Source organism: Ruegeria sp. CF1, from assembly GCF_056537445.1.
In genome coordinates this window covers 139,653-165,029 of sequence record NZ_JBQFRN010000007.1, presented here as the reverse complement: position 1 = coordinate 165,029, position 25,377 = coordinate 139,653, and the positions used below count along the sequence as shown (strand labels likewise).

General features: G+C 60.0%; 32 protein-coding genes. 16 read left to right on the top strand and 16 right to left on the bottom strand.

The window, feature by feature from the left end:
• The first annotated feature begins 153 nt into the window (after window positions 1-153).
• Window positions 154-1,143 carry a glutathione S-transferase family protein gene (locus ACRZ96_RS14010; protein ID WP_170597432.1) on the top strand — a complete coding sequence of 330 codons (990 nt, stop codon included), beginning with the start codon at window positions 154-156 and terminating at the stop codon, window positions 1,141-1,143.
• Here the strand turns inward: ACRZ96_RS14010 and ACRZ96_RS14005 are convergent.
• Window positions 1,125-1,487, bottom strand: coding sequence for a response regulator (locus ACRZ96_RS14005; protein WP_170565084.1), 363 nt, complete (start codon window positions 1,485-1,487; stop codon window positions 1,125-1,127). The genes ACRZ96_RS14010 and ACRZ96_RS14005 overlap by 19 nt on opposite strands.
• Before the next feature lie 181 nt (window positions 1,488-1,668).
• Between ACRZ96_RS14005 and cobD the strand changes: the two genes are divergently transcribed.
• The 3 genes from cobD to ACRZ96_RS13990 are packed head-to-tail and all read left to right on the top strand — an operon-like array spanning window position 1,669 to window position 4,727.
• Window positions 1,669-2,634, top strand: coding sequence for a threonine-phosphate decarboxylase CobD (gene cobD / locus ACRZ96_RS14000; RefSeq protein ID WP_170565086.1), 966 nt, complete (start codon window positions 1,669-1,671; stop codon window positions 2,632-2,634).
• Window positions 2,631-3,551 carry an adenosylcobinamide-phosphate synthase CbiB gene (gene cbiB, locus ACRZ96_RS13995; RefSeq protein ID WP_170565089.1) on the top strand — a complete coding sequence of 307 codons (921 nt, stop codon included), beginning with the start codon at window positions 2,631-2,633 and terminating at the stop codon, window positions 3,549-3,551. The genes cobD and cbiB overlap by 4 nt, the downstream gene beginning before the upstream one ends.
• 12 nt (window positions 3,552-3,563) lie before the next feature.
• On the top strand, window positions 3,564-4,727 hold the full coding sequence (locus tag ACRZ96_RS13990) for a lytic murein transglycosylase (protein ID WP_480707382.1): 1,164 nt from the start codon (window positions 3,564-3,566) through the stop codon (window positions 4,725-4,727).
• Between the two features lie 10 nt (window positions 4,728-4,737).
• Here the strand turns inward: ACRZ96_RS13990 and ACRZ96_RS13985 are convergent, their stop codons facing one another.
• The 5 genes from ACRZ96_RS13985 to ACRZ96_RS13965 form a co-directional block, all read right to left on the bottom strand.
• On the bottom strand, window positions 4,738-5,535 hold the full coding sequence (locus ACRZ96_RS13985; protein WP_170425170.1) for a class II glutamine amidotransferase: 798 nt from the start codon (window positions 5,533-5,535) through the stop codon (window positions 4,738-4,740).
• 125 nt (window positions 5,536-5,660) lie between these two features.
• Window positions 5,661-6,014: a hypothetical protein gene (locus tag ACRZ96_RS13980; protein WP_170625094.1), complete on the bottom strand. Its 354-nt coding sequence runs from the start codon at window positions 6,012-6,014 to the stop codon at window positions 5,661-5,663.
• A 53-nt stretch (window positions 6,015-6,067) separates the two neighbouring features.
• Window positions 6,068-9,523, bottom strand: a complete 3,456-nt coding sequence (locus tag ACRZ96_RS13975; RefSeq protein WP_170597440.1) for an AAA family ATPase — start codon at window positions 9,521-9,523, stop codon at window positions 6,068-6,070.
• A gap of 141 nt (window positions 9,524-9,664) precedes the next feature.
• The gene (locus ACRZ96_RS13970) at window positions 9,665-10,060 is read right to left on the bottom strand and encodes a hypothetical protein (protein WP_170425164.1); all 396 of its coding nucleotides are present in this window, start codon (window positions 10,058-10,060) and stop codon (window positions 9,665-9,667) included.
• Between the two features lie 45 nt (window positions 10,061-10,105).
• On the bottom strand, window positions 10,106-11,299 hold the full coding sequence (locus ACRZ96_RS13965) for an aminotransferase-like domain-containing protein (protein ID WP_480814760.1): 1,194 nt from the start codon (window positions 11,297-11,299) through the stop codon (window positions 10,106-10,108).
• Between the two features lie 151 nt (window positions 11,300-11,450).
• Between ACRZ96_RS13965 and ACRZ96_RS13960 the strand changes: the two genes are divergently transcribed.
• Window positions 11,451-12,221, top strand: coding sequence for a FadR/GntR family transcriptional regulator (locus ACRZ96_RS13960; RefSeq protein WP_480814759.1), 771 nt, complete (start codon window positions 11,451-11,453; stop codon window positions 12,219-12,221).
• An 81-nt stretch (window positions 12,222-12,302) separates the two neighbouring features.
• Here ACRZ96_RS13960 and ACRZ96_RS13955 read toward each other — a convergent pair whose 3' ends face one another.
• The 5 genes from ACRZ96_RS13955 to ACRZ96_RS13935 all read right to left on the bottom strand — a co-directional run bounded on the left by ACRZ96_RS13955 (window position 12,303) and on the right by ACRZ96_RS13935 (window position 14,873).
• Window positions 12,303-12,863, bottom strand: coding sequence for a F0F1 ATP synthase subunit B (locus ACRZ96_RS13955; protein WP_170392645.1), 561 nt, complete (start codon window positions 12,861-12,863; stop codon window positions 12,303-12,305).
• Between the two features lie 5 nt (window positions 12,864-12,868).
• Complete coding sequence (locus ACRZ96_RS13950; RefSeq protein WP_170402362.1) at window positions 12,869-13,420, bottom strand: F0F1 ATP synthase subunit B'; 552 nt, start codon at window positions 13,418-13,420, stop codon at window positions 12,869-12,871.
• An 86-nt stretch (window positions 13,421-13,506) separates the two neighbouring features.
• The gene (locus ACRZ96_RS13945) at window positions 13,507-13,731 is read right to left on the bottom strand and encodes a F0F1 ATP synthase subunit C (RefSeq protein ID WP_005981269.1); all 225 of its coding nucleotides are present in this window, start codon (window positions 13,729-13,731) and stop codon (window positions 13,507-13,509) included.
• Window positions 13,732-13,779: 48 nt separating this feature from the next.
• The gene (locus ACRZ96_RS13940) at window positions 13,780-14,538 is read right to left on the bottom strand and encodes a F0F1 ATP synthase subunit A (protein WP_170392647.1); all 759 of its coding nucleotides are present in this window, start codon (window positions 14,536-14,538) and stop codon (window positions 13,780-13,782) included.
• 2 nt (window positions 14,539-14,540) lie between these two features.
• Complete coding sequence (locus ACRZ96_RS13935; RefSeq protein ID WP_170392648.1) at window positions 14,541-14,873, bottom strand: AtpZ/AtpI family protein; 333 nt, start codon at window positions 14,871-14,873, stop codon at window positions 14,541-14,543.
• A 231-nt stretch (window positions 14,874-15,104) separates the two neighbouring features.
• Between ACRZ96_RS13935 and ACRZ96_RS13930 the strand changes: the two genes are divergently transcribed.
• Window positions 15,105-15,437, top strand: a complete 333-nt coding sequence (locus ACRZ96_RS13930; RefSeq protein ID WP_170392649.1) for an ArsR/SmtB family transcription factor — start codon at window positions 15,105-15,107, stop codon at window positions 15,435-15,437.
• Here the strand turns inward: ACRZ96_RS13930 and ACRZ96_RS13925 are convergent.
• The 4 genes from ACRZ96_RS13925 to ACRZ96_RS13910 form a co-directional block, all read right to left on the bottom strand.
• Complete coding sequence (locus ACRZ96_RS13925; RefSeq protein WP_170402365.1) at window positions 15,434-15,847, bottom strand: universal stress protein; 414 nt, start codon at window positions 15,845-15,847, stop codon at window positions 15,434-15,436. The two genes, ACRZ96_RS13930 and ACRZ96_RS13925, sit on opposite strands and share 4 nt — an antisense overlap.
• A gap of 81 nt (window positions 15,848-15,928) precedes the next feature.
• Entirely contained in the window at window positions 15,929-16,207 is a 279-nt protein-coding gene (locus tag ACRZ96_RS13920; RefSeq protein WP_170392651.1) for a hypothetical protein, read from the bottom strand.
• Window positions 16,208-16,264: 57 nt separating this feature from the next.
• A complete protein-coding gene (locus ACRZ96_RS13915; protein WP_170392652.1) occupies window positions 16,265-17,176 on the bottom strand; it encodes a DMT family transporter in 912 nt (303 codons plus the stop codon).
• Window positions 17,173-18,051, bottom strand: a complete 879-nt coding sequence (locus tag ACRZ96_RS13910) for a LysR family transcriptional regulator (protein ID WP_170609772.1) — start codon at window positions 18,049-18,051, stop codon at window positions 17,173-17,175. The genes ACRZ96_RS13915 and ACRZ96_RS13910 overlap by 4 nt, the downstream gene beginning before the upstream one ends.
• Before the next feature lie 120 nt (window positions 18,052-18,171).
• Here ACRZ96_RS13910 and ACRZ96_RS13905 point away from each other — a divergent pair, with 120 nt between their 5' ends.
• Both ACRZ96_RS13905 and ACRZ96_RS13900 read left to right on the top strand, forming a co-directional pair.
• Window positions 18,172-18,753 carry an FMN-dependent NADH-azoreductase gene (locus ACRZ96_RS13905; RefSeq protein WP_480814758.1) on the top strand — a complete coding sequence of 194 codons (582 nt, stop codon included), beginning with the start codon at window positions 18,172-18,174 and terminating at the stop codon, window positions 18,751-18,753.
• 64 nt (window positions 18,754-18,817) lie between these two features.
• On the top strand, window positions 18,818-19,558 hold the full coding sequence (locus ACRZ96_RS13900; RefSeq protein WP_170425141.1) for an aspartate/glutamate racemase family protein: 741 nt from the start codon (window positions 18,818-18,820) through the stop codon (window positions 19,556-19,558).
• On the opposite strand, the gene ACRZ96_RS13895 is transcribed toward ACRZ96_RS13900, so the two are convergent.
• On the bottom strand, window positions 19,559-20,089 hold the full coding sequence (locus ACRZ96_RS13895) for a prolyl-tRNA synthetase associated domain-containing protein (RefSeq protein WP_480814757.1): 531 nt from the start codon (window positions 20,087-20,089) through the stop codon (window positions 19,559-19,561).
• 89 nt (window positions 20,090-20,178) lie between these two features.
• Between ACRZ96_RS13895 and ACRZ96_RS13890 the strand changes: the two genes are divergently transcribed.
• The 8 genes from ACRZ96_RS13890 to bluB all read left to right on the top strand — a co-directional run bounded on the left by ACRZ96_RS13890 (window position 20,179) and on the right by bluB (window position 25,377).
• Window positions 20,179-20,697, top strand: a complete 519-nt coding sequence (locus ACRZ96_RS13890; protein WP_480814756.1) for a hypothetical protein — start codon at window positions 20,179-20,181, stop codon at window positions 20,695-20,697.
• A 160-nt stretch (window positions 20,698-20,857) separates the two neighbouring features.
• Window positions 20,858-22,366: a signal recognition particle protein gene (gene ffh, locus ACRZ96_RS13885; protein WP_480707376.1), complete on the top strand. Its 1,509-nt coding sequence runs from the start codon at window positions 20,858-20,860 to the stop codon at window positions 22,364-22,366.
• A gap of 41 nt (window positions 22,367-22,407) precedes the next feature.
• On the top strand, window positions 22,408-22,920 hold the full coding sequence (locus tag ACRZ96_RS13880; RefSeq protein WP_480814755.1) for a GNAT family N-acetyltransferase: 513 nt from the start codon (window positions 22,408-22,410) through the stop codon (window positions 22,918-22,920).
• Complete coding sequence (locus ACRZ96_RS13875) at window positions 22,917-23,468, top strand: GNAT family N-acetyltransferase (protein WP_480707374.1); 552 nt, start codon at window positions 22,917-22,919, stop codon at window positions 23,466-23,468. The genes ACRZ96_RS13880 and ACRZ96_RS13875 overlap by 4 nt, the downstream gene beginning before the upstream one ends.
• Window positions 23,465-24,004, top strand: a complete 540-nt coding sequence (locus tag ACRZ96_RS13870; protein WP_170513361.1) for a GNAT family N-acetyltransferase — start codon at window positions 23,465-23,467, stop codon at window positions 24,002-24,004. Before ACRZ96_RS13875 ends, ACRZ96_RS13870 begins: the two co-directional genes overlap by 4 nt.
• A complete protein-coding gene (locus ACRZ96_RS13865; RefSeq protein WP_170392662.1) occupies window positions 24,001-24,297 on the top strand; it encodes a chorismate mutase in 297 nt (98 codons plus the stop codon). The genes ACRZ96_RS13870 and ACRZ96_RS13865 overlap by 4 nt, the downstream gene beginning before the upstream one ends.
• A 42-nt stretch (window positions 24,298-24,339) precedes the next feature.
• A complete protein-coding gene (gene rpsP, locus ACRZ96_RS13860; RefSeq protein WP_010437590.1) occupies window positions 24,340-24,729 on the top strand; it encodes a 30S ribosomal protein S16 in 390 nt (129 codons plus the stop codon).
• A 12-nt stretch (window positions 24,730-24,741) separates the two neighbouring features.
• Window positions 24,742-25,377, top strand: a complete 636-nt coding sequence (bluB, locus tag ACRZ96_RS13855; protein ID WP_480707373.1) for a 5,6-dimethylbenzimidazole synthase — start codon at window positions 24,742-24,744, stop codon at window positions 25,375-25,377.

The following is a 25,377-nucleotide window of genomic DNA, read 5'->3' as shown; positions in this document are numbered from 1 at the left end:
ACGGCGTCACATAAGTTTTGGCATTGCGGTTCTGGTGCCCAGACACCGCACCCCACCTGTGCGCGCATGCAGGCCTGATGCGCGCCCGGTGAAATAGGATCGTGACGCAAGACGGCCTATCTTTGACCCAATCGCAATGCGAAAGGAATAACGATGGGCCTGCTTGTCGACGGCGAATGGCATGACACCTGGTATGACACCAAATCCACAGGCGGGGCGTTCAAACGCTCGGCCGCACAGTTTCGCAACTGGATCACCGCCGATGGCGCGCCCGGCCCCTCGGGGCGCGGCGGGTTCGAGGCGGAATCGGGGCGCTATCACCTTTATGTCTCGCACGCCTGCCCTTGGGCGCACCGCACACTGATCTTTCGTGAGTTGAAAGGGCTGAGCGACCACATCTCGGTCTCGGTCGTGCATCCGGATATGCTGGATAAAGGTTGGACCTTTGAGACCGACGACCATGGCGCGACCGGCGACAAACTGTTCGGATCAGAATTTGCCCATCAAATCTACACCCGTGCCGACCCTCACTATTCGGGCCGCGTTACGGTTCCGATCCTGTGGGACAAAGTTGAGAAAACGATCGTGTCGAACGAAAGCTCGGAAATCATCCGCATGTTCAACTCGGCTTTTAACGGGATCACCGGCAACACAGACGACTACTGGCCCGAGGCAATGCGGGACGAGATCGAAGAGGTCAACGCGCGCATCTATTCCGATGTCAATAACGGGGTCTACAAATCCGGCTTTGCCACCTCGCAAGAAGCTTATGACGCCGCGGTTGGCCCTCTGTTCGACACGCTGGACTGGCTTGAGGATCGTCTGGCCCGGAACCGCTATCTTATGGGTGACCGCGTGACCGAGGCCGACTGGCGCCTGTTCACTACATTGATCCGGTTCGACCCGGTTTATCATTTACATTTCAAGTGCAACAAGCGTCGGTTGGTGGACTACCCGAACCTCTGGGCCTTTACGCGGGAGCTATATCAATGGCCCGGCGTGGCGCAGACAGTGAACATGAACCACATCGTGCGCCACTATCACTTCAGCCATGACAGCATCAATCCGCACCGAATTATTCCGGTGAATCCAACGTTGGACTATTCAGAACCCCATGGGCGGGATCAGCGCCCCGCCGCGTAGTGTTCGACCATGGCCGCCAGATCCTCGGGCGGGGTCGAGCTTTGGACATAGGCGCAGGCATTGGCGCTATGGGCAAAGATTGATCCGTCCGAGAAGAATGTGGTGTTGGTGACGAAGATCACTCGCGCCTCGGGCCTGCGATAGCTTGCGAAATCGGCAACCGCCAAGGCGCTGCCGGTTTCCAGAACCAGATCCAGCACGATGATATCGAATGCGGTACCATACAGTGCCAGGATCGCGGCCTCTTGCGTTTCGACCAGCGTGACTTCGGCGTCCTGCCTTTGCAGATGCCGCTGCCAGACCCGACCTAGATCGGGGTTACTCTCAACAATCAGTACTTTCATTTGCAACAACCTCGGCACGTGATATGGGTGAGTGGTGCCGACCCCTGTTGTCCGTGATCACGCGATTTCCTTAACAAAGTGTTAACAAGGCCCGCACAGCGCCGTGATCGGGCGGATTCGCTTGTAAGAACGGCAAAAATCCGCTTGAAGCATGAGAAATAGGCGATTCCGGCTGGGGCAGATGGTTGGACAGGATGACAGATTGAACCCTCGGGCTGCGCGCGATCATGGCGGAGGGCTGGATGGCGCGATGACGCGGTTTGGGGGCACGCGCGCAGACTGGATCGATCTGTCCACGGGGATCAATCCGCATGCTTATGAGGTCTCGGGCCTGCAGCCTCCGGACTGGATGGAACTGCCGGATCATGGCGCGTTCGAACGCCTCTCGGACGCGGCGCGGGTGTTTTGGAACGTGCCTGATGGGGCCGAGATTCTGCCATCGCCTGGTGCCTCTGCGGTGATTGCCCGCGTGCCCGCGCTGACCAAAGCCGGCCGCGTGCAGATCACGATGCCCACCTATAACGAACATGCCGCTGCATTCACCGCTCAGGGTTGGAAGGTGCACGAGAGCGGCCCGGCTCAGGCACGTGTCATCGTACACCCCAACAATCCCGATGGGCGCATCTGGCAGGACGCGGATGTCGACGCGTCGCTGACGGTGATCGATGAAAGCTTCTGCGACGTAACGCCCGAAGCCTCGCTGATTCATCTGGCCCAGCGGCCCGGCATCGTGGTGCTGAAGAGCTTTGGCAAATTTTGGGGGTTGGCCGGGTTGCGACTGGGTTTTGCAATCGGCCATCCCGATCTTATTGCGCGGTTGAATGACCTGACGGGACCATGGGCCGTATCCGGCCCGGCGCTGCGGATCGGCGCGCAAGCGTTGCACGATGTAAAATGGGCTGATCAAACACGCATGCGTCTGGCAAATGAAGCAACACGGTTGGATCAGCTTTTAACGTCCAAAGGTGCGCGGCTGATTGGCGGCACCAGCCTGTTCCGCCTCTACGACGTTGATGACGCGACCGACTGGCAAGACCGATTGGCGCGGGCGCATATCTGGAGCCGTATTTTCCCCTATTCCCGGACCTACCTGCGCCTTGGATTACCGCCAGCAGATGGTTGGGCCCGGTTGGAAGCAGCGCTGTGAGCACCGCGTTCCTATTGGTCTGCGCCATGTGTCTGGACGCAGCATTGGGTGAGCCGGATTGGCTGTGGTCACGTATTCGCCACCCTGCCGTACTGATGGGCAACGCGATTGGCTGGCTGGACAACCGGCTGAACCATGGGGCGTATCGCCGCCTCAAAGGGGTTGCGACGGTACTCATCCTGGTTGCGGTGGCACTCATCCTTGGCCGGTTGCTGGAGCTGCTTGGTCCGATCGTCGAGATCGTGGTCTGCGCCATCCTTCTGGCCCAGAAATCCCTGATCACCCATGTTCGCGCAGTTGGCGAAGGCCTGTTGACCTCGCTTGCCGAAGGGCGCGCGCAGGTCGCCATGATTGTCTCGCGCGATACGCGAGATATGACCGAGGCGCAGGTGGCGCGCTCGGCCATCGAAAGCGCCGCCGAAAACTTGAGCGACGGGGTGATTGCCCCAGCCTTCTGGTTTCTGGTCGCAGGTCTGCCGGGGCTTCTGGTTTACAAGGTCGTCAACACCGCCGACAGTATGATCGGTTATCGCAACGACAAATACCGCGCCTTCGGCTGGGCAGCGGCGCGGCTGGATGATGTGCTGAACCTTGTCCCGGCGCGCCTGACCTTCGTAATGATCGTCGCGCTGTCCAGCCAATGGTCGCGCTGGGGAGAGATGGTTGAGGATGCACGCCGCCATATCTCACCCAACGCAGGCTGGCCCGAGGCCGCGATGGCACGTGCGCTTGATATCGCGCTGGCCGGACCGCGCAGCTATGATGGCCAGATGCGGGATCTCGCCTGGGTGAACGGGAATGCCCGGCAAGAAATCGACGCGGCGGAGGTTTTTCGCGCATCAGACATGCTCTGGCAGGTATGGGGGCTTGCGCTTGGGCTCGTGTCGGTGTGGGTTGGGTTCAACTTCATATTCTGACGGATCAGCCTTATGCGTTTCCTTTCCGGCCTTATTGCCGCCGCCCTCTTCGCCTCGCCTGCACTCGCCCAATGCGGCGGTGGGTTCAATACCTTCGTCAAAGGGCTGAAAGCCGAAGCCATTCAGCAGGGTTACGACAAATCCACCGTCAACAGCTTTTTCAAGGGCGTGCAGCAGGACGGAGCCGTTCTGAAAGCCGACCGCGCGCAGGGCGTATTCCAGAAACCATTCATCGACTTCTCGCGGCGCCTGATTTCACAGAACCGGATCGACCGGGGCAAGGCCATGTCGGGCAAATACGACGCGGTGTTTGACCGGATTGAGCAGGAATACGGCATTTCGCGCGGTGTGCTACTGGCATTTTGGGCGTTCGAGACCGACTACGGGTCCTTTCAGGGCGATTTCAACACCCGCAACGCGCTGGTGACGCTGGCCCACGACTGCCGCCGCCCCGAGTTGTTCCGCCCGCAGATTTTCGCCGCGATCGAGCTGTACAGCCAGGGCAATTTTGACCCCGCCCGCACCACCGGAGCCTGGGCCGGTGAAATCGGCATGGTCCAGATGCTGCCCCGCGACATTCTGGAAAACGGCGTGGATGGGGACGGAGACGGCAAGATTTCGCTAAAAACATCGGCGCCGGATGCACTGATGTCCGGGGCCAAGATGCTGTCGCATCTGGGTTGGCAACCGGGTCAGCCATGGTTGCAAGAGGTCACCGTCCCCGCGCAGATGGACTGGTCTCTCTCTGGCCCCGGCAAGCCCCGCTCGGTGTCCGAATGGCAGGCGATGGGCGTGCAGGCGCGCAGTGGGTCGTTGGCAAATCTGCCTGCCTCGCTGATCCTGCCACAAGGGCATAAAGGACCCGCCTTTCTGGCTTACCCGAATTTCGATGTCTATTTCGAATGGAACCAGAGCTTCGTTTACGTCCTGACCGCCGCCTATTTCGGCACACGGTTGGAAGGCGCGCAGATTTACGATGCAGGTAATCCAGCGCCGGGGCTGACGGGCGCGCAAATGAAACAGTTGCAGAGCAAACTGCAGGCGCGCGGGCACGACGTGGGCAAGATCGACGGCATCCTTGGGGCCGGAACGCGTGCGGCTGTGCAGGCTGAACAATTGCGTCTGGGTTTGCCAGCGGATGCGTGGCCAACGACACAGCTGCTGAAGCAGCTATAAGGGTCAGCGCCTAGGCAACCTTTGCAGGTTCACGTTTCACTGACGGATCAAACGCATGGATAGATACCAGCGAGCCTTCTGTGACGATGGCGGTATTGGGCTGTATTTCAACCCAGCCGTCACTGTCTGCATCAAGCGGCTCGGAAGATATCACTATCCCGTCTTCAGAGGCCCGGTAATGCAAACTGGGTGCATAACGATCAGACGCATAGCGCGCCGCAAATACACGGCTGCCATCTGACCAGCACGCAGCGAACCGCATATAAGGCGACGATCCGCATTGTCGGGACAGCGCTTCCACCCGCCCCACGGCCCGTGCCATTGCGTCGATCGGATTTGAATCCAGACCTTCGCCATGAGCAATCAAAAAGATCGCTTCACTTTCTGTCGCACCCATTCGGTGCCCGTATAAATGTGCCGGGATCATAGCATCGAGCTGCTGCCGGATTTGGTCATGCCCTCCAGCCTGGCCATTGTGCATGAAGCTCCATTTGCCAAATCCAAATGGGTGACAGTTGTTGCGCGAGGTCGCAGTGCCTGTCGACGCTCTTACATGGGCCAAAAACAGTCGTGATCGTGTGTGATGAGCCAGTTGTTTGAGATTTGCATCGGACCACGCGGGATGAGTGTCCTTGTAGAAACAGGGCGTTTCGCGATCAGAATACCAGGCCAGTCCAAACCCATCGGCATTGATTGGTGTCTTCCCAATCAACGCGTTGCGGCTTTGAATGACAAGCGATTGCTCTTGCTCCTGAATCAATTCATCCAGATATCGCTGCTCCCCAACCCAAGCCAAAAAACGGCACATTTGGCATCCCCATCAGTTTTTCGATCCAGGGCATTCTACAACTTGATTTGACGATGATTATCCCGTTTTCTTCCGTTTTTACTCAAAGCCTCTATCAAATTTACCAATAGATCGGGAATAACAGATCAATTACTCGCTCTGACCGGATAGCGATCGCCTTTCTCGTCGATCAGGATCAACCGCTCACCACTGCGGACATATAGGTCGCATCGACTGAACCCATTGCGATACGCGATGCAAACACTGCCGTCCCCGGCGATGGAATAGGTGCCAAAGGCGGATTCTCCGCTGGCATAGGTATAGGAATAGGCCCCTCCGGCCGAGTATTTGGACTGACCGTCATCATAGAATGTCAGAGTCTGGCCCGCCAAAGCCTCAAGCTCTTGCGGAGAAAGCGGCTGGTCTCCGGGTTTAGTGGCCCATTCGGCGGCCGCAAGTGGGGTGGCGCATAGCAGAAAAAAGATCAGTGATCGGGTCATACGCTACCCTAACCCGGCAAGCCGGGAATGGGTCATAACGTTGCGGTGATCGCTCAGGCGACCATCTGCTCGGCCTTTTTCAGGTCGACCGAGACCAGCTGGCTGACGCCCTGTTCCTGCATCGTCACGCCAAACAGACGGTCCATCCGCGCCATGGTCACCGCGTGGTGGGTGATGATCAGGAAACGCGTATCGGTCTGGCGGCACATCTCGTCCAGCAAGTCGCAGAAGCGGGTGACGTTGGCATCGTCCAGCGGGGCGTCGACCTCGTCCAGCACACAGATTGGGGCCGGGTTGGCGAGGAAGACGCCAAAGATCAGAGCGGTGGCGGTCAGGGTCTGTTCGCCGCCCGAAAGCAGGCTGAGAGTCGAGAGCTTTTTGCCCGGCGGCTGGCACATGATCTCAAGGCCCGCATCCAGCGGATCGTCGCTTTCGACCATGACCAGATTGGCCTCACCGCCACCAAACAGGTGCTTGAACAGCATGGCGAAGTTGGAATTCACCTGTTCGAACGCGGTCAGCAGGCGTTCGCGACCCTCGCGGTTGAGGCTGGCGATGCCGCTGCGCAGGGCCTTGATCGCCTCTTCCAGATCGGCCTTTTCGCCGTTCAGCGTGTCGAATTCTTCCTGAACTTCTTTGCTGTCCTCTTCAGCCCGTAGGTTCACTGCGCCCATGGCGTCGCGCTGACGCTTGTGGCGGTTCACTTCGGCTTCAAGTGCGTCGGCGGCGGGCATCTGGTCAGGGTTCACGTCCAGTTGGTTCAGCAGCTGGTTCGGCGTCAGTTGCTGATCCTCGGCAATGCGTTCTGCTGCGGCGACTACGCTTTCCTTGGCGGCGTCGCAACGCGCCTCAGCCGCCGCGCGGCTTTCGCGCGCCTCCGAGGCCAGACGTTCGGCTTCGCGCTCGGCAAGAACCACCTCGCGCTGCTGGGTCTCGGCCTCGGCCAACTTGTCGGCGGCTTCGGCGCGCCGAGCCTCAGCGGTTTCGATCAGCTCGTTCAGTTCTTCCCGTGCCTCGGCGATTTCGCTGGGGGCCGCCATCGCCTCGGTCAGTTCTTCTTCCGAGCTTTCCTTGCGTTCGGCCAGTTCCGATATCCGCTTTTCCGCCGTTTCCAGACGATGCCGCCAACCGCTGAGGTCCTTAGTCACCTCCTGCGTGCGCCGGGTGCGCGCCTCGCCCTCGCGGCGCAATTCATCATGCGTCGAGCGGTGGGTCAGCATGGTGATCCGCGCCGCCTCGACCGTCTGCTTGATGTCCTCGACCTGCGCGCGGGCGCTGTCGAGATCGCCCAGGCCAGTCAACGCGCCTTCAGCCTCACGCAGTTGTGCGCGGGCGGACATGGCGTCTTCCTTATGACGGTCGACCGCGAGGGTCAGTGTTTCCAGCTTGCCCTGCGCCAGATTTCGATCCGCCTCAGCCCGGCTGAGCATCCGCGCGGTTTCCGCCATGCGCTGATCCGCGGCACGGCGGGCCTCGCGGGCGCGGCGGTCAGCCTCGGTTACATTGGCCAGTTGCTGTGACAGCGCTTCATGCGCGGCGCGGGCACCTTCGGCCTGCGCCTCGGTGCGGGTCAGTTCCTGTTTCAGCGCCTCAAGCTTGTTGAGCTGCTCCAAACGCAGGGCGGCAGCGCTTGGTGCATCCTCGGCCCAGGCGCGGAATCCGTCCCAGCGCCACAGATCACCCGAGCGCGACACCAGTCGTTGACCCGGTTTCAACGACGCCTGCAGGCGCGCGCCCTGATCCGCATCGACCAGACCGATCTGCGCAATACGGCGACTTAGGCGGTCGGGGCCGGACACATGCAACGCCAGCGGCTCGGCCCCATCGGGCAAGGGCTGGTCGCTGTCATAGCCCGCTACCTGCACCCAACCTGAAGGTCCGTCGCCCTCGACCAACGGTGCACGCAGGTCATCCGCCAGCGCAGCCCCCAATGCCTTTTCAAAGCCCGTTGCCACCCGCAGCATGTCGAGCACTTGCCCACCCTCAGCCGTGTCGCGTTCGACCAGCTTGGCCAGCGCGGTGGTCTCGGCCCTTATCGCGCCCAGTTCACCCTCGGCCTCGGAGCGTTTGGCGCGGGCCTCGGCCTCACGCGCCTGTGTATCGTTGCGCAGCTCGTCGGCGGCGGCCAGTGCTTCTTCCGCTGCCTCAGCGGCTTCGCGGGCTTCTTCCTCACCCTCTTGCGCGGTCTCGAACGCCTCGCTGGCACGGGAAAGGGCATTGCGCGCCTCGTCCACAGCGGCGCGGGCCTTTTCTTCCTCGCCCTCGGAACGAACCAGTGTCTTGCGGCTGTCTTCAACCAGTCGTTGCGCCGATTGGTGGCGAGCCACCAGACGGGCCATGTCTTCGGTTTCCTGCGACAGGTGATCTTCGCGATCCTGCAACACCGACGCGGCCTCGCGCGCAACTTCAGCAGCTTCAGCGACCTTTTCGTCATAGCCATCGGCGGCTTTTGCAAGCTCGCGGGCCTCCCATTCGAGCCGTTCGATCATCTCACCCGCGTCCCGGTTCAGACCGGATTCGCGTTCGATGTCGTTGCCCAATTGCTGGATACGGTTGGTCAGAGTCTCGATCGTCTGGCGTGCGCGGGTTTCCTGATCCGACAGCTGATCGCGCTGCACCTGCTGGCGCTGCAGGACGGCTGCGGCGATGGCCTCTTCCTCACGCAAGGGCGGCAGGGTTTCCTCGATCTCAGCGCGTTTGGCGGCGGATTCACGGGCGGATGCCTCGGCGCGAGAGGCTTCGGTGATCCGGTCGCGTAGCTTTTCCTCGGCCGCCTGACGGGCCATGTCGGCCTCTTTCCAACGGCGATAGAGCAGCATCCCTTCGGCCTGACGCAACAGCTCGCCGATCTCGCGATACCGCGCCGCCTGCCGGGCCTGACGGGCGAGTTGTGCCAACTGCCCGCCCAATTGTTCCAGCACGTCATCCACGCGGGTCAGGTTGGCCTCGGTGCCTTTCAGTTTCAGTTCTGCCTCGTGGCGGCGTTGATAAAGCCCGGAGATGCCGGCGGCCTCTTCCAGAATGCGACGTCGTGCGCGGGGTTTGGCGTTGATCAGTTCGGCAATGCGGTTTTGCCCCACCAGCGCAGGCGAATGCGCACCGGTCGAGGCGTCCGCGAACAGCATTTGAACGTCGCGGGCGCGCACGTCCTTGCCGTTGGTCTTGTAGGCACTGCCCACATCGCGGGTGATGCGGCGGACAATTTCCAACTGGTCGCTGTCGTTGAAGCCGGATGGCGCCAAACGTTCCGAGTTGTCCATCGTCAGGACCACCTCGGCAAAGTTGCGCGCAGGCCGAGTGGCAGCGCCCGCAAAGATCACATCTTCCATCGCGCCACCGCGCATGGATTTGGGACGGTTTTCACCCATCACCCAGCGCAACGCTTCCAGCAGATTGGACTTGCCGCAGCCATTCGGACCAACCACTCCGGTCAGCCCGTCCGCGATGATCAGATCGGTCGGGTCCACGAAGCTTTTGAAGCCGGTCAGTTTGAGTTTGCTAAAGCGCAATGGCTGCTCTTGGTATGATTCCTATGGGTAAGAAGTCTGCGCAACGGATGGGGGAGGTGTCAACGTGATTGCGCAGGATATGGGAGATTGGACCAAGTTATCCACAACATCTTGGCAAAACTACGCGGAGTCTCGCGTATCTCAGTAAGGCGAGCATTCAAAGACCTGATATCCGTAGTCTTCATAATATCCGTAATCAACGCATTCATAGGGACGGCGAAGGAGTGCGCCGAAAATCAGTTTTTCCCCCAGTTCCTGGTCGCAGCCCAGCACGCCCACAGTGACGGCCGCATCGCCAAGAACCTCCAGAAGCGGGCAACCCGAGACCTGTGCCATGGCCAGCGCGGCCCGGTCACGGATCGGACCCAGACGCGGCGCGTATTGCGGGTTCACGCGGACGGCCTCGGCCAGTTCATTGCGCACGCGGACGTCGAAGATACTGCCATTCACCGCGACGCGCGTTGCGGGCAAGTCGCGAAAATAGGGTGTACCACCCGAGCAGGCGGCGAGGCACAGGAAAGCGAGCACGCGGATCATGCTGCTTTATTAGCGACAATATGGTTAATGAAACCTTTCCCCGGTTCAGGCGCGCAACACTTCTCCTAACCGGCGTATACCCTCGCGGATCGTGTTCTCATCCGAGTTGGAAAAACTCAGTCGAATGGTATTGGACCCGGTGTCGTCGGGATAGAAAGCTTGACCGGGGACAAAGGCCAGCTTGACCGTTTCCAGCGCCCTCGCCAGCAGGTCGGCGCCGTTCATTCCCTTGGGCAGAGTGACCCAAATGAACATGCCGCCCTCGGGTCGGGTCCAGTCGACGCCATTGGGCATGTGCTCGTTGAGCGCCTCAAGCATCGCATCGCGGCGCGCGGCATAGGTCTGGCGCAGCATGGGGACATGAGTGTCAAAGTGATCCCGTGCCACCTGATACACCGCCATCTGGTTGATCGTAGAAGAATGCAGATCAGCCGCCTGTTTCAGCAGCACCAGTTGAGAGATCACCGGTTTTGCTGCAACCACCCAACCCAGCCGCAACCCCGGTGAAAGAGTTTTCGAAAAGCTGCCGCAATAGATCGTCCGGCAGTTCTCGATCGATCCCTTGCGCGCCTGTTCCAACGCGAGGATCGGAGGGATCGGATCGCCGTCATAGCGCAGCGCCTGATAGGCTCCGTCCTCGATCACAGCGCAATCCAATTCATCTGCCAGATCGAGCAGCGCCTCCCTGCCCCGCAGATCGACCGTCTCACCAGTCGGATTTGCAAAATCGGCGGAGAGATAAGCGAATTTGATCGGGCTGTTGCCGGCGGCGGCCTGGTATTCGGCAGCCCCGCGATTGCCATTGATGCTAAGCTGGTCAAAGCGCGGCTCATAAGCGTCAAACGCATTGAGCGCGCCCAGATATGTGGGCCACCCAACCAACGCAGTATCACCCGGTGACAAGAACAACTTACCCAAGTAATCCAGCGCTTGCTGCGAGCCTGAGGTGATCAGGATGTTGTCGATTCCGCACGTAACGCCGATCCCACGCATATGGTCGGCCAGCCATTCACGCAGCGGGGCATAGCCCTCGCTGACCGAATATTGCAGCGCCTGCGCCTGTTGATCTGGGCCAAGCGCATTTTGAAACGCTTCGGCGAAAGCCTCTGCTGGAAACAAAGCGGGGTCGGGAATACCGCCTGCGAAGGAAATGATACCGGGCTCGCCCAGCAGTTTCAGCAATTCGCGGATTTCGGAAGCCTTCATCCGAGCGGTTCGGGTGGCGTAGAGCTGATCCATCGTAGGGGGCCTCCTCCGCCCTTGGGTCGCAGATTAGGCAACGCGCCTCTTATGTCAATAATTCTGACCTAATGTTTCAACCTCTGTGAGCGACTTGAACGCCCCTTACAAACGTGGTCAAGTGATTTGACCAATTCCAAGTGGTAGCCACATGCCTTTTCAAAAAGTTCAAACCGAAAAACTGTCACTGGCTGTTGTGCGCCAGATCGAACTGCTGATCCTGCGCGGCATTCTGCGCCCCGGAGAACGCCTGCCCTCAGAACGGGAGCTGGCCGAGCGGATGGGCGTGTCGCGCCCGTCGCTGCGCGAGGCAATCTCGGACCTCCAGGAGCAGGGATTGCTGACTGCCAAGGCCGGATCGGGCATCTATGTGGCCGAGGTTCTGGGCTCGGCCTTCGCGCCAGCTTTGATCCGGTTGTTCGGCAATCACGACGAGGCAGTGTTCGACTATCTCTCATTCCGGCGTGACATGGAGGGTCTAGCGGCTGAGCGTGCCGCCCGCATGGGCTCGGGCAGCGATCTGAAGGTGGTGCAGACCATACTGGACAAGATGGAAGACGCCCACGCCTGCAATGCAGCCGAAGAAGAGGCGCATCTGGACGCCCAGTTCCATATGGCGATCATCGAGGCCAGTCATAACGTGGTGATGCTGCATATGATGCGGTCGATGTTCGATCTGCTGCGGCAGGGCGTATTCTACAACCGACAGATCATGTTCCAGCAACGCACCACCCGCGACGCAATTCTGGACCAGCACCGCGCCATCAACACAGCCCTGCAGGACCGCGACCCGAGAGGGGCACGGAAGGCGGTCGAAGATCATCTGAACTTTGTCAAAAGCTGCATGGCCGATCAGCAGAAGGCCCTGCGCAATGAAGAGATCGCGCAACAGCGTTTGAAGCATGAGACTGGAGAGGTCTGATCCTTCAAACTGGGAGCCACAAAAAGAAAAAACCCGAGAGCCTGAGGCCCTCGGGTTTTTCAAATCATATGATCCAGGCGATCAGTGTAGCTTTTCACCCACATCCGCGATGGATGCATCGATCAGCTTGTTCGCCTGCGTTGCGGTCATCTGTTTGGCCAGCACGGCGTTGGCTGCCGAAACCGCTACGGTGATGGCCTGATCGCGGACTTCCTTGACGGCAGATGCCTCAGCCGATGCGATCTGATCCTGCGCTGCCGCGAGACGGCGCGCGATGGATTTTTCCAGATCCACCTTAGCTTGTTCAGCCGCCAGAACCGCGTCTTCCTTGGCCGCGGCAACGATAGCTTCGGCCTGACCCTGAACTTCGCGCTGCTTGCGCTCGTACGAGGCCAGCAGACTGCGTGCTTCTTCATGCAGGGCGCGGGCTTCGTCCAGCTCGGCTTGAATACCTTCGGCGCGATTGTCCAGCGCACCACCGATCATACCGGGGACCTTGAAGTAGAACAGGACCGCGATAAAGACGATGAAGCCCAGAGTGACGACAAAGTCAGTGTTGGCAAGCGAGAAGAACGGGCCGCTTGCGGCCAGCGCGGGGCTGGCGGCACCAACGGTCAGGATAAGGGCAAGAGTGTTCCGCATGTCACTTATCCTTTCGTCTGCGCATCTACTGCACTGTTGATGGCTTTGGCATCCGCCTCGCCGCCCAGTGCTGTGACCAGTTCAGCCGCCGTATCCTTGGCAACCACTTGAATGCTTTCCAGCGCACCTGCACGGATTTCGGCAATTGCCTTTTCCGATTCAGCCGCCTTTGCAGCGATTTCCGCATCCGCCTTGGCAATCGCGTCATCCAGACCGGCCTGGATTTCGGCGCGGGCTTCCGCTGCGATACGCTGAGCCTCAGAACGGGCATCGGCCAGCGCTTTGTTATAGGCCTCTTCGGCCTCGACCGCTTTGGCCTTCAGATCTTCGGCCGCAGCCAGGTCATTTGTAATGGTCCCCTGGCGTTCAGCCAGGATTGCCGCGATGCGGGGCAGAGCCACGCGGGACAGGACCAGAAAGATGACGACCAGCGTGATGACCAGCCAGAAAATCTGGTTGGGGAACCAATCGAAGCAGAGCTGCGGCATCCCGACGGCGTAGCCGCTGGAATCAACGCATGTGCCTACTACTTCTTCAGCAATGGGTTCAGTCGCCATGATGTCCTCCGTCGGAACGTTGTCTTTACAACAGATGGGCCGCTATGGCTTGGGCCCATCTGCGCGTAAGGATCAGGTTCCGCAGATTATACGGCGAACATCAGCAGCAGCGAGACCAGGAATGCGAAGATGCCCAGCGCTTCTGCGAACGCGATACCGATGAACAGGGTTGCGGTCTGCGAAGCAGCCGCCGAAGGGTTGCGCAGGGCGCCGGCCAGGAAGTTGCCTGCAACGTTGCCCACCCCGATTGCGGCTGCGCCGGAACCGATTGCTGCCAGGCCTGCGCCGATGTGTGCGAGATCGCCTTCCATGAGAATTCTCCTTACGATTTGGAAGTTTCGATGTTGGGGGTTCGGACCTTAGTGCGACGGATGCAGCGCATCTTTCAGATACACACAGGTCAGAATGGTGAAGACGTAGGCCTGGATGAAGGACACGAGGACCTCAAGGCCATACATTGCGGTGATCGCCAGAACCGACACGGGCGAGATCACGGCAATCGCGGCAAAGCCTGCGAATACCTTGATAACCGCGTGGCCTGCCATGACGTTACCGGCAAGACGAATGGAGTGGCTGACCGGGCGTACGAAGTACGAGATCAGCTCGATAATCGCCAGAACAGGACGCAGCGCCAGCGGCGCGCTGGAGACCCAGAACAAGCCCAGGAACGCAGCGCCGTTCTTGACGAAACCCAAAACGGTCACGGTCAGGAACACGGCCAGCGCCAGCGGGATGGTCACGGCGAAATGCGATGTGGTGGTGAAGGACATGGGCAACATGCCCAGGAAGTTCGCGCAGACGATGAACATGAACAGGGTCATGACATAGGGGAAGTACTTTACGCCTTCCTTGCCGCAGATGTCTTCCAGCATCTTGTAGATGAAACCATAAGCCAGCTCGGCCACCGACTGCATCCGCGTCGGAACAATGGCGCGCTTGGACGTGCTGAGAACCAGCAGGGCAAAGATCGCCGCAATCGCCAGGAACAGCCACAGGGTCACGTTGGTGGGCGTGTACCAGGCAATCGCACCGTCGCCGAACAACGGCTTGACGATAAACTGGTCCATTGGATGGAAAGCCAGGCTGCTGCCTTTTTCTGCGGTGGTCTCGGTTGCCACGTTCAGTCCCTCTCGTCCTTCTCGGTCGCGCTTGCGGCCGCTTGTTTCTCTTGAACCTCTTTCGCGCTGCGGAGCATAACCTTCACGCCCGCGACAAGGCCCAGCAATGTGAACAGCACCAGAAAGATCGGGATCGTCCCGAGCAGGCTGTCCAGCCCGTATCCGATGCCAAATCCGATCCCCAGACCGGAAACCATTTCGATGACCATCCTCCAGGCAAGCTCGCCTCCGGATACGTCAGCATCCGCACGAGGTTTCGGCGCTTTGGCCTTTTTCGCCGCTTCGATCTTGGCCTCCAGCTGCGCCATACGCTGCTTTTGGTCATCTTCGGTCACGGGCGTTTCCCTCGCACAGTCTTGGGTAGGGTGCTAAGGGGCTGAGGGCGCAGAGTCAACGGCAATGAAGCCGCAGCATGAACGTCGCTAAGTATATGATTTTTATAATAAAATTACAGACCACGCGAAACCTGCCGATGGCGTATAATACGCTGACCGGGCGGATAAGCCTGAATCCGCATATTCAACCAAATGGTTGACCAAACTCACAGGCTATGGTTCAGCGGAACCATGTCCAACGACCTCGACACTGTCTTCGCAGCCCTCGCCGATCCCACCCGCCGCGCCATCTTAGCGATGCTGCTGGAAGATGACATGGCCGTCACCGACGTGGCCGAACCGTTCGAAATGTCGCTGGCCGCGATTTCAAAGCATCTGGTGATCCTGACCAAAGCAGGTCTGATTTCTCAGGAAAAACGCGGACGGGTGAAGTGGTGCAAACTAGAACCCGACGCGCTTCGAGCGGCCTCGGTTTGGATGCAGGGGTTCGGACAGTTCGAACCGGTCAATCTGGATGCGTTCGAGCGGTTTCTTGAAGTTGAACTGCCCCCGGATGAGGCCTAACGCACAACTAAGACCGACATGCTGGCGTGTTTGGCCAGATATCCCGCGTGGCTGGACAGGATATAGTCTGTGATCCGGGGTGCGTGGGTTCCCACAACAATCAGATCGGCCCCCATTTCCTCTGCTGCGTGGGTCAGGTCCTTGTCGATCTCGACCGCGACATCAACCGAATGAATGTTGCGTGTGTCCACCTGCGCCCCGCTTTGCATCGCGATTTCATTGGCGCAGGTCAGCAATTCTTGTTTGATCGCGTCTGTTGTCAGGTGGCTATCCCCAGGCTGCGGGCCGGTGACGCTGACGATGGTCACTTTTGCGCCCTGCCATTTGGCCAATTGCGCCGCAACCTCGGTGGCTTTCTTGACCTCGGGCGGCAAGTGCAGGTCGACCGGGACCATGATGTGTTTGAACATATTGGCGTCCTCCTGATCCTGAGATATGTCGAACCGGGCAGTTCGCCAGTCTGCCCCGTCGGGACGATCCAAACGGCAGGCTCAGCCCTCGCGGCTATATTCCACCCCGGTCACAACCCCCGTTGGGTCGGCACGACAGAGCCACGGAGCCTCGGCCCCTGCCACGAATACGCTGGTGACCGAGCCTGTCGGGCTGGACTGGGTAGACATCGCTTTGACACCATCAGGCCCTGTGCCGGTTTCGGCGCCCACCAGAGCTTCGCAGCTGGCTTGCAGGTCCGCCTCTGCAGCGTCTTTCGCGCTACCGGGGGCACAGGCGGACAGCGCCAGCAATGCGGGAATAAGTGACATTGTTTTCATGGCCCAGCTCCTTGGTGGTGACAGGCAGGCTGCCACATCAGGTAGAAATCACAAGCTTCAATTCGAGCGCACCGGAGTGTTTGCAGGCGCGTCTTCTCCTTTCAGCAGCAACAACAGCGCAACAGCGGTGAGCCCGGCACCAACCAACACCAATGCCGTCGGCGCAGGACGTCCCAGGGCGATTTCCCACAGGATCACCCAGCTGGGCGTCAGGTAAGTGTAGGCCATGACCTTTGCCGCGGGCAAACGCAGGGCTGCAAACTGAACCAGTACAAAACTGGCGGCGGTCGCAAACAACGAGATATAAAGCAGCGTCACCCAGACAATCCCGGGAAGGTTGCCCCAATCTACTGCACGGATATCGGACCAGCCCCAGACCGTCAGGATCAAACACCCCGCAACCAACGTACCGAAGGTGAACACCACCGCAGGCTCGCCCCGGTTCAATCGCCGTATCATCGGCGTATAGACGGCGTGCGCGGCGCAACCCCAGAAATAGATGATCTCGCCGCCTCCGATCTCGAAGACCTGAAAGGCTTGCCAATCCGCTCTGAAGATCACCCACAGCGCACCGACCGCACCGACCGTCAGGGCCAGCGCCATGCGTGGGGTGGTGATCTGGCGCAGCAGCACCCACCCGGCCAGCGCCGACATGACCGGGGTCAGCGTAAAGACCGCCGCCGCGCTGACCGGGGGAGCGGTTTTCAATCCGTAGAACATCAGGACAAAGTAGGCTCCGAACAATCCGCCAAGCACCAGATAGCGCCATGGTGCCCGAGCCGCGCTGCGCGGAATGCCCGTTGTGGCAATCGCAGCGATGCCGATCACAACCGCCGCAATCGCAAAGCGCGCTGCCGTGATCGCCGACGGTGCGATCTCATTTGCCGCCATTGAGCCAAGCGAGAAACTGCCCGCCACCAAAGCCGAGAATGTTAGCATGGCCAGATGGCCGCGCGCCTGCGGTGTCACGGCAGCCAGCCCTTGGATTGATCTTTCAGGAAGGATAGGAAGGCCTGCACCTTAGTGGTCCGGTGCAGATCCACATGAGTCACCAACCACAGCTTGCCAGACCACTCGGGCAACGGTGCCATCACCTCGACCAGATCGGGATCGCGCGCGGCCTCCCAACGGGCCATAAAGCCGATGCCTGCACCGGCCAGAACAGCCTCTCGCATACAGAAATTATTGGTGCAGCGGAAAGTGATCGCCTGCTCCGGCGCGTTGGCACGCAGCCAGCGGGAAAACGGCGCGCGGCTGTTTTCATCATCATTGCCCACGAAGTAGTGATTGGCGAAATCTGCAACGTTTGCAGGTTTGCCGTGGCGCGCGAGATAGGCCTTGCTAGCGAATAGTCCGACCTCTTGTGGAATGAACGGCTGCACCACATTGTCCGGTTGATCCGGCGCGGCCCCGGCGCGGATCGCCACATGCGCCTCGCCATATTCCAACCGGAACAGGCGGTCGCCGGTCAGATAGCGCACGATCAATCCCGGGTGGGTCTGCTGGAACTCGGTCAGCGTCGGTACGATGAGCGGGGCCAGTGAGGCCAGTGAGGTGACCACGATCTCGCCCGAGACATCGTCTCCGCGCCCCTTCATGCGACCGACCAACTGGTTGAACTGATCTTCGGTTGCCTGCGCGACCCGCAACAGGTCCTCACCCGCTTCGGTTGGTGTGTACCCACGCGCGTGACGCTGGAATAGTTTGACGCCCAACCGTGCCTCGATCGCATCGATATGGCGGATCACGGTGGCGTGGTGCACACCCAGCACATCCGCCGCGCCGCTGACCGTTCCCATGCGCGCCACCTGATAGGCGGTTCTCACTTCATCCCAATTGTCCATTGCATCTGATCCAATGTGCAAATTCTAACAATGCTTGTTGATATATCCGAGTTTTGTTCATGCACGCAACAGCCATATTGGGGCAACAGAAGCTAATTCCGCAACAAAGGACGCCCCGAAATGACCAAAACCATCCTGCATATCGACGCCTCGGCCCGCCGCACTGGATCTGCCACCCGCGATCTGTCCGACCGCGTGGTTCGCCACCTGAACGCCAGCCGCATCATCCGCCGCGATCTGGCCACCCCCCTGCCCCTGCTGACCGAAGACTGGATCGGCGCCAATTTCACCCCCGCCGAACAGCGTGACGCGGTACAGAAAGACCTGCTGGCCCTGTCGGACGAATTGGTGTCCGAGTTGCAAAAGGCCGACACGATCGTCATCGGCCTGCCGATCTACAACTTCTCAGTTCCCGCCGCGTTCAAGGCCTGGATTGATCTGGTCGCCCGTGCCGGTCTGACATTCTCCTATTCCGAAGAAGGACCGAAAGGTCTGCTGGAAGGCAAACGCGCCATCCTTGCTGTTGCATCGGGCGGTACGGCGGTGGGCTCCGAAATCGACTTTGCCACCACCTATGCGCGCCATGTTCTGAGCTTCATCGGCATCCATGATGTCGAGGTCATCGCCGCAGATCGCATGGCACTGGACCCCGAAACAACCCTGTCCAATGCGCAGAAAGCTGTCACCAAACTGGCAGCCTGATTGACCTGACCCCCTTGAACCGTCCAGTCTGCGCCGAGGCAAATCGGCAGACTGGACGGTTCACATGAAAAAGATTGGAATATTGGGTGGTGTTGGCTGGGCCTCAACTGTCGACTACTACCGGGCGATCGCTGAAGGCGCGGGTCGGTATTTTGCTGAACGCGGCCACGGATCGCCGCTGCCCATCCCACCCATGACCATCGAATCCGTCACCCAAGCCAAAACCCGCGCCTTGCGCGGCGTGGCCGGTGACGAAGACAGCTGGGCCGCTTTCGACGCGGTGTTCCGCGAAGCACTGCTGACTTTGGAACACGCAGGCTGCGATTTCGGCATCATCGCCTCCAATACGCCACACGCGCGGCTTCACGCGATCCGCGAAGGCGTCTCCATGCCTATTCTCAGCATTTTTGACGCAACCGCCGACGCGACCGCCTCGACCGGCGCCACCAATGCTTTGGTCCTTGGAACCGCAGTCACCATGCGGGCCACAAACTATGCCGACCGGCTGGCCGCCGAGGGTATCACGGCAAACACACGCCTGCCCGAGCCCGAGATCGCCGAGATGCAGGCGATGATCGACAGTGATTTCTACGGCGGCGCATCCGACACCGCACATGCGCGCCTGCTGGCCTTCTGCAACAAACACGCCACACCCGGAACCGCGATCTTGCTGGCCTGTACCGAGTTGCCTCTGGCCTTCCCCGATCATCTGGACGATCCGGTGTTCGAGGCGGACGGTCACCTGTTCGTCAACCCCTCCGCCGCCCATGTCGCTGCCGCTTTGAACGAAGCGCTTGAAGGGTGATCACGGCAGCCAGTTTATCTCGCACCCGATCTTATCAAAGAACACCATCAGGTCTTCGCGCGACAAAACGACGGTTCGGTCGTTGACCAAAGGGTGCATGTTGATGACATCGGCCTGTTGCGCGGCGGCGTCCATGAAGAACTTAACGTTGTTCTCAACGCCGTTGATCATCGCCAGCGGACTGACCGCGCCAGGGCGGATGCCGAGGTTCTGGAACAGCCGATCCGCCGAGCCGAAGGACAGGTTGCCAACCCCCAACTCCGCGCCCAGCGCCTTGAGGTCGATCTCGCGGCTCTGTTCCAGCGTCATTAGATAATTCCGCTTTTTCTTGTCGCGCAGATACAGGTTCTTAAGCCGCAATGTGTTTTCACCCGGCACCATGAACTGGCCTTCCACCCCCTTTGCATCCTCAACCGTGCGCAGCGGGATATGAGTATGCAACCGATAGGGCAGCCCCCATTCATCCAACTGCGCCAAAAGCGCATCCGAGCTGAGCGGCAACGTATCCTGAAAGACAGATGATGCGTCCATGGGAACCTCCTCGTATGGCGCGCTCATCGCCCAACCGACAGGTAAATTCAAGCCACGACAGGCGCGGCATTCGGTGCTAGCGTGCCGCCATGAAAGTCACGCGTAACACTCCGAGCCAACTGATCCTGTCCAATACGCCATGGTTCATCGGCATCACGCTGGTTTTCTTCATTCTGGCATTTGTCGGCGCGGGCGTCTTCTTGGCCAGTGAAGGTGGCGAGGGTATCTTGTTCGGCATTTTCTTCGCACTACTCGGCGGAGGCATGGGTTTTGGTGCATTTTGCGCCTTTGTCCGGCGCGTGCAGGTCATACTGGATCGCAATAATAACAGCATCCTGATCCGCAGACAGTCAGTCTTTGGATATGATGCCGTGGAACATGAGCTCTCGCACCTCTCGCACGCGGAAACCGAAAGCACGACCTCACGTAGCGACAATGGCACATCGACCCTCTATCGCCCTGTCCTAATACTGGATGAGGGCATGAGCGCCGGACGGCATCCCATTGTCGAGGCTTATTCCAGTGGGCGCGGCGCGCATCGGCTGGTGGATGCGGTCAACGATTGGCTTCCGGCACGCAAGGTTGACTCTGCCAGCCAATCGGCCTAAATCGCCGCCAACATCCGGAAGCGTTTGATCTTCCGGTCCCTTGAGTCGTTCAGGGATCGCCCCCCACCAGCGAGTTTCGCCCGTGGGGGCGTTTGTGCATTTAACCGACGCGTCCTATCTAGGGCACGCCACCAGATAACCGGCTAAGGAGGCCGAAGGCATGTTTGAAAATCTATCCGAACGCCTTTCCGGCGTCTTTGACCGGCTGACCAAACAGGGTGCCCTGTCTGAAGAAGACGTGAAAACCGCCCTGCGCGAAGTCCGCGTTGCCCTGCTTGAGGCCGACGTCTCGCTGCCGGTGGCGCGCGAGTTCGTCAAGAAAGTACAGGAACAGGCGACCGGTCAAGCTGTCACCAAATCGATCACGCCCGGCCAGCAGGTCGTAAAGATCGTGCACGACGCGTTGGTTGATACACTGCGTGGCGAAGAAGACCCCGGCGCGCTGAAGATCGACAACCCGCCTGCCCCGATCCTGATGGTCGGCCTGCAGGGTTCCGGTAAGACAACCACCACCGGTAAGCTGGCGAAACGCCTGAAAGAGAAAGAGGGCAAGAAGGTCCTGATGGCCTCGCTGGACGTCTATCGCCCGGCGGCGATGGATCAGCTTGCGGTCCTGGGCACGCAGGTTGGTGTAGATACGCTGCCGATCGTTCCCGGCCAGACGCCGGTTGATATCGCCAAGCGCGCCAAGCAACAGGCAACGCTGGGCGGCTATGACGTCTACATGCTCGACACCGCGGGCCGTCTGCATATCGACGAAGTCCTGATGGACGAGGTCGAGCAGGTTCGTAACGTGGTCGACCCGCGTGAGACGCTGCTGGTGGTCGACGGCCTGACCGGTCAGGTCGCTGTTGAAGTGGCCGAAGAGTTTGATGCCAAGGTCGGCATCTCGGGCGTGGTCCTGACCCGTATGGACGGTGACGGGCGCGGCGGTGCGGCGCTGTCGATGCGCGCGGTCACCGGCAAGCCGATCCGCTTTGTTGGTCTGGGCGAGAAGATGGACGCGCTCGAAACCTTCGAGCCGGACCGGATCGCGGGGCGTATTCTAGGCATGGGCGACATCGTTGCTCTGGTCGAAAAAGCCCAGGAAACGATGGAGATGGAACAGACCGAGCGCATGATGAAGCGCATGGTCAAAGGTCAGTTCAATATGAACGACCTGAAAATGCAGCTGGAGCAGATGATCCAGATGGGCGGCATGCAGGGCATGATGGGCATGATGCCGGGCATGAACAAGATGGCCAAGCAGATGGATCAGGCCGGTCTGGACGATAAAATCCTGCGCCAGCAAATCGCGCTGATCCAGTCGATGACCAAACGCGAACGCGCCAACCCGCAACTGCTGCAAGCCAGCCGCAAGAAACGCATCGCCGCCGGTTCGGGTATGGAGGTCAGCGATCTCAACAAGCTGCTCAAGATGCACCGGCAGATGTCCGACATGATGAAAAAGATGGGCAAGATGGGCAAAGGCAAGATGCTGAAACAGGCCATGAAAGGCATGTTCGGCAAAGGTGGCCCCAGCCCCGAGGAAATGGCTGCAGGCATGGACCCCAAGGCGCTGGAACAAGCCGCCAAAGCGATGGGCGGCAAGATGCCCGGCGGTCTGCCCGGAATGGGTGGCGGCATTGGCCTGCCCCCGGGGTTGAGCGGTTTTGGAAAGAAAAAGTGACGTCAGCACGCTGCACCCAGCCCCCGTCCGGAAAGGCGGCGATGGCAGCAGCGCAGTATCGCGCGGCCCTGCCGGTTATTCAGACCCGGCGGCTGGTTCTGCGTGCGCCCACTCTGGACGACCTGCCGGTTTGGACCTCGATCTGCAAGGACAGCTTTGGCGATACCGAGCAGGACGCCTGGACTGAGTTTTCCTACTACACATCAGGCTGGCTTTTGCATGGTCACGGCTTGTTCACCGTCACGTTTAACGACGATGATCAGGTCATTGGCTTCGTCATTCTGGGCCTAGAATGGGACGATCACGAGCCCGAGCTTGGCTATATGTTCGATAGCAAGTTCCGCATGCAAGGTTACGCGACCGAAGCGTGCAGCGCTGTTCGCGATTTTGGCTTCGATCTGCTCGGGTCCGGTCAGTTCGTAAGTTACGTTTCGCAATCTAACACGCGTTCGAACGCATTGGCACAGCGTCTGGGTGCAACGCGCGACGCCGTTGCCGAAAGCGCCTTTGGCCCAACCCAGCATGTCTGGCGATACGGCGAGGTGCAGGCATGACACTTGCCATGGCCATACCAACGCTGGAAACCGAACGCCTGATCTTGCGGGCCCCTTGCGAGGCCGATTTTGAGGCTGAGGCAGAGTTTTTTGCCAGCGACGCCTCGAAATTCGTCGGCGGCCCGAAACGCCCGGATGAGACATGGCGCGCTGTTGCGATGCTGTTAGGCCACTGGGCGATGCGTGGTTATGGCTTCTGGGGTGTCGAGGAAAAAGACACCGGCACCTATGTAGGCCATGTTGGCTTGTGGAACCCTCACGGCTGGCCCGAGCCCGAAATTGGCTGGACCCTGATGAACCACGCCACCGGCAAGGGTTATGCGACCGAAGCGGCACTGGCTGCACGTGCACATGCCTATGACGTGCTGGGCTGGGAAACCGCAATCTCGCTGATCGATCCGGACAATCTGGGAAGCAAGGCTGTCGCGGAACGGCTGGGCGCGCAGTTTGAATATATGTTCGAACACCCGGCTTTCGGGGCGATGCAGGTCTGGCGTCATTCTGCGCCTGCCGATCTGGTAAATGGTGGCGTGGAGGCATACGCATGACCTCGTTCACTATACCCACCGTCGAAACCGATCGCCTGATCCTGCGCGCGCCGCATCTGGACGATCTGCCTGCGATGACCGCGTTCTACGCGACCGAGCGCAGCCATATGGTTGGTGGTCCCAAGGACGCGCTTGGAAGCTGGAGCTCTCTTTCGAACAGATTGGGTCATTGGGCGCTGCGCGGTTATGGTCTGTGGCATCTGACTGAAAAGGCCAGCGGCGCATTCGTGGGATGGGCAGGCATGATTTACGTCCCCGGCTGGGCCGAGCCCGAGCTGGGCTGGACCCTGATGGCAGAGGCCGAAGGCAAAGGTCTGGGCTTTGAGGCCGCCGCGGCTGCACGCGACTATGCAGCTCGGCATCAGGGCCTGAACGGTGTGATTTCCTACATCGCCCATGCCAATGACCGCTCGCGCGCTTTGGCCGAACGCCTCGGCGCAACGCTGGAGATTGAGAGAGCCGAGCTTTTGGGCAAGCACGCTCAGATCTGGCGTCATCCGCAGATTGATTTGACCACCGAAAGGACCGGCCAATGAACAACCCCGTGACACAGGCTGCTGCGCTGTTGAAAGACCATCGAGAAAGCATCGACCGGCTGGATGCGATCCTGGTCTATACGCTGGGCGAGCGGTTCAAGCACACGCAGGCTGTGGGCAAACTCAAGGCCGCACACGACCTTCCCCCGTCCGATCCCTCGCGCGAGGCCGCGCAGATCGCACGGTTAGAAGACCTGGCGAAAGAGGCCGATCTGGACCCCGATTTCGCCAAGGCTTTCCTGAACTTCATCATTCAGGAAGTCATCCGACACCACAAGAAACACCAGAACTAAACCGGCACCACGCTGGATACGCCATTCAAAGGAGATACCACCATGGCAATGAAAATTCGTCTCGCCCGCGGCGGCTCGAAAAAACGTCCCTTCTATCGCATTGTTGCGGCTGACAGCCGTATGCCCCGCGATGGCCGTTTCATCGAGAAACTGGGCACCTACAACCCGCTGCTGCCGAAAGACAGCGAAGAGCGCGTGAAAATGAACATGGAGCGCATCCAGTACTGGCTGGATCAGGGCGCACAGCCCACCGACCGGATCGCACGTATGCTGGAAGCTGCTGGCGCACGCGACAAGGCCGAGCGCAACAACCCCAACAAGGGTACTCCGGGCAAGAAAGCTCAGGAACGCGCGGAAGAGAAAGCTGCCAAGGCTGCTGAAGCTGCCGAAGCGGCTGCTGCACCGGCTGAAGAAGCTGCTGCAGAAGAATAAGCAGTCGGGCGCGTGCAGGATCAGGCCTTTTCCGACGATTTTCGCACGCAGTTCGATCTGTTGATGCGGCTCCGGCGTGATGTGCGCCGGTTTCGCACCGATGCAATTGACGAGGCAGTGCTTACGCGCTGCCTCGACGCGTTTCGACTGGCCCCTTCTGTTGGGCTCAGCGAACCCTGGCGCGTGATCCGCATCGAAAGTCAGGCCGCGCGCGACGCGGCGCTGAAGAATTTCCAAGCGGCCAACGAGCGGGCGCTGAGCGGGTATTCCGGCGAAAAGGCGCAGCTGTACAGCCAGTTGAAACTGTCCGGGATGAAAGAAGCTCCGGTGCAGCTGGCCGTGTTTTGCGACGATGCCACCGACAAAGGTCAAGGTCTCGGCGCAGGCACTATGCCCGAAATGCGGCGTTATTCCGTCGTCTCAGCCATCACGCTCTTCTGGCTTGCCTTGCGGGCAGAAGGCTTGGGCCTGGGCTGGGTCTCGATCCTCGACCCGGACCAGATGGTGCGCGATCTGGATGTCCCCGAGGACTGGCGGTTGATCGGATATTTCTGCTTGGGCTGGCCCGAGGCCCAATCCGATACGCCGGAACTGGAGCAGGTCGGCTGGGAATGCAGAGACACCTCTCTGCCCATCGGGGTGCGCTAG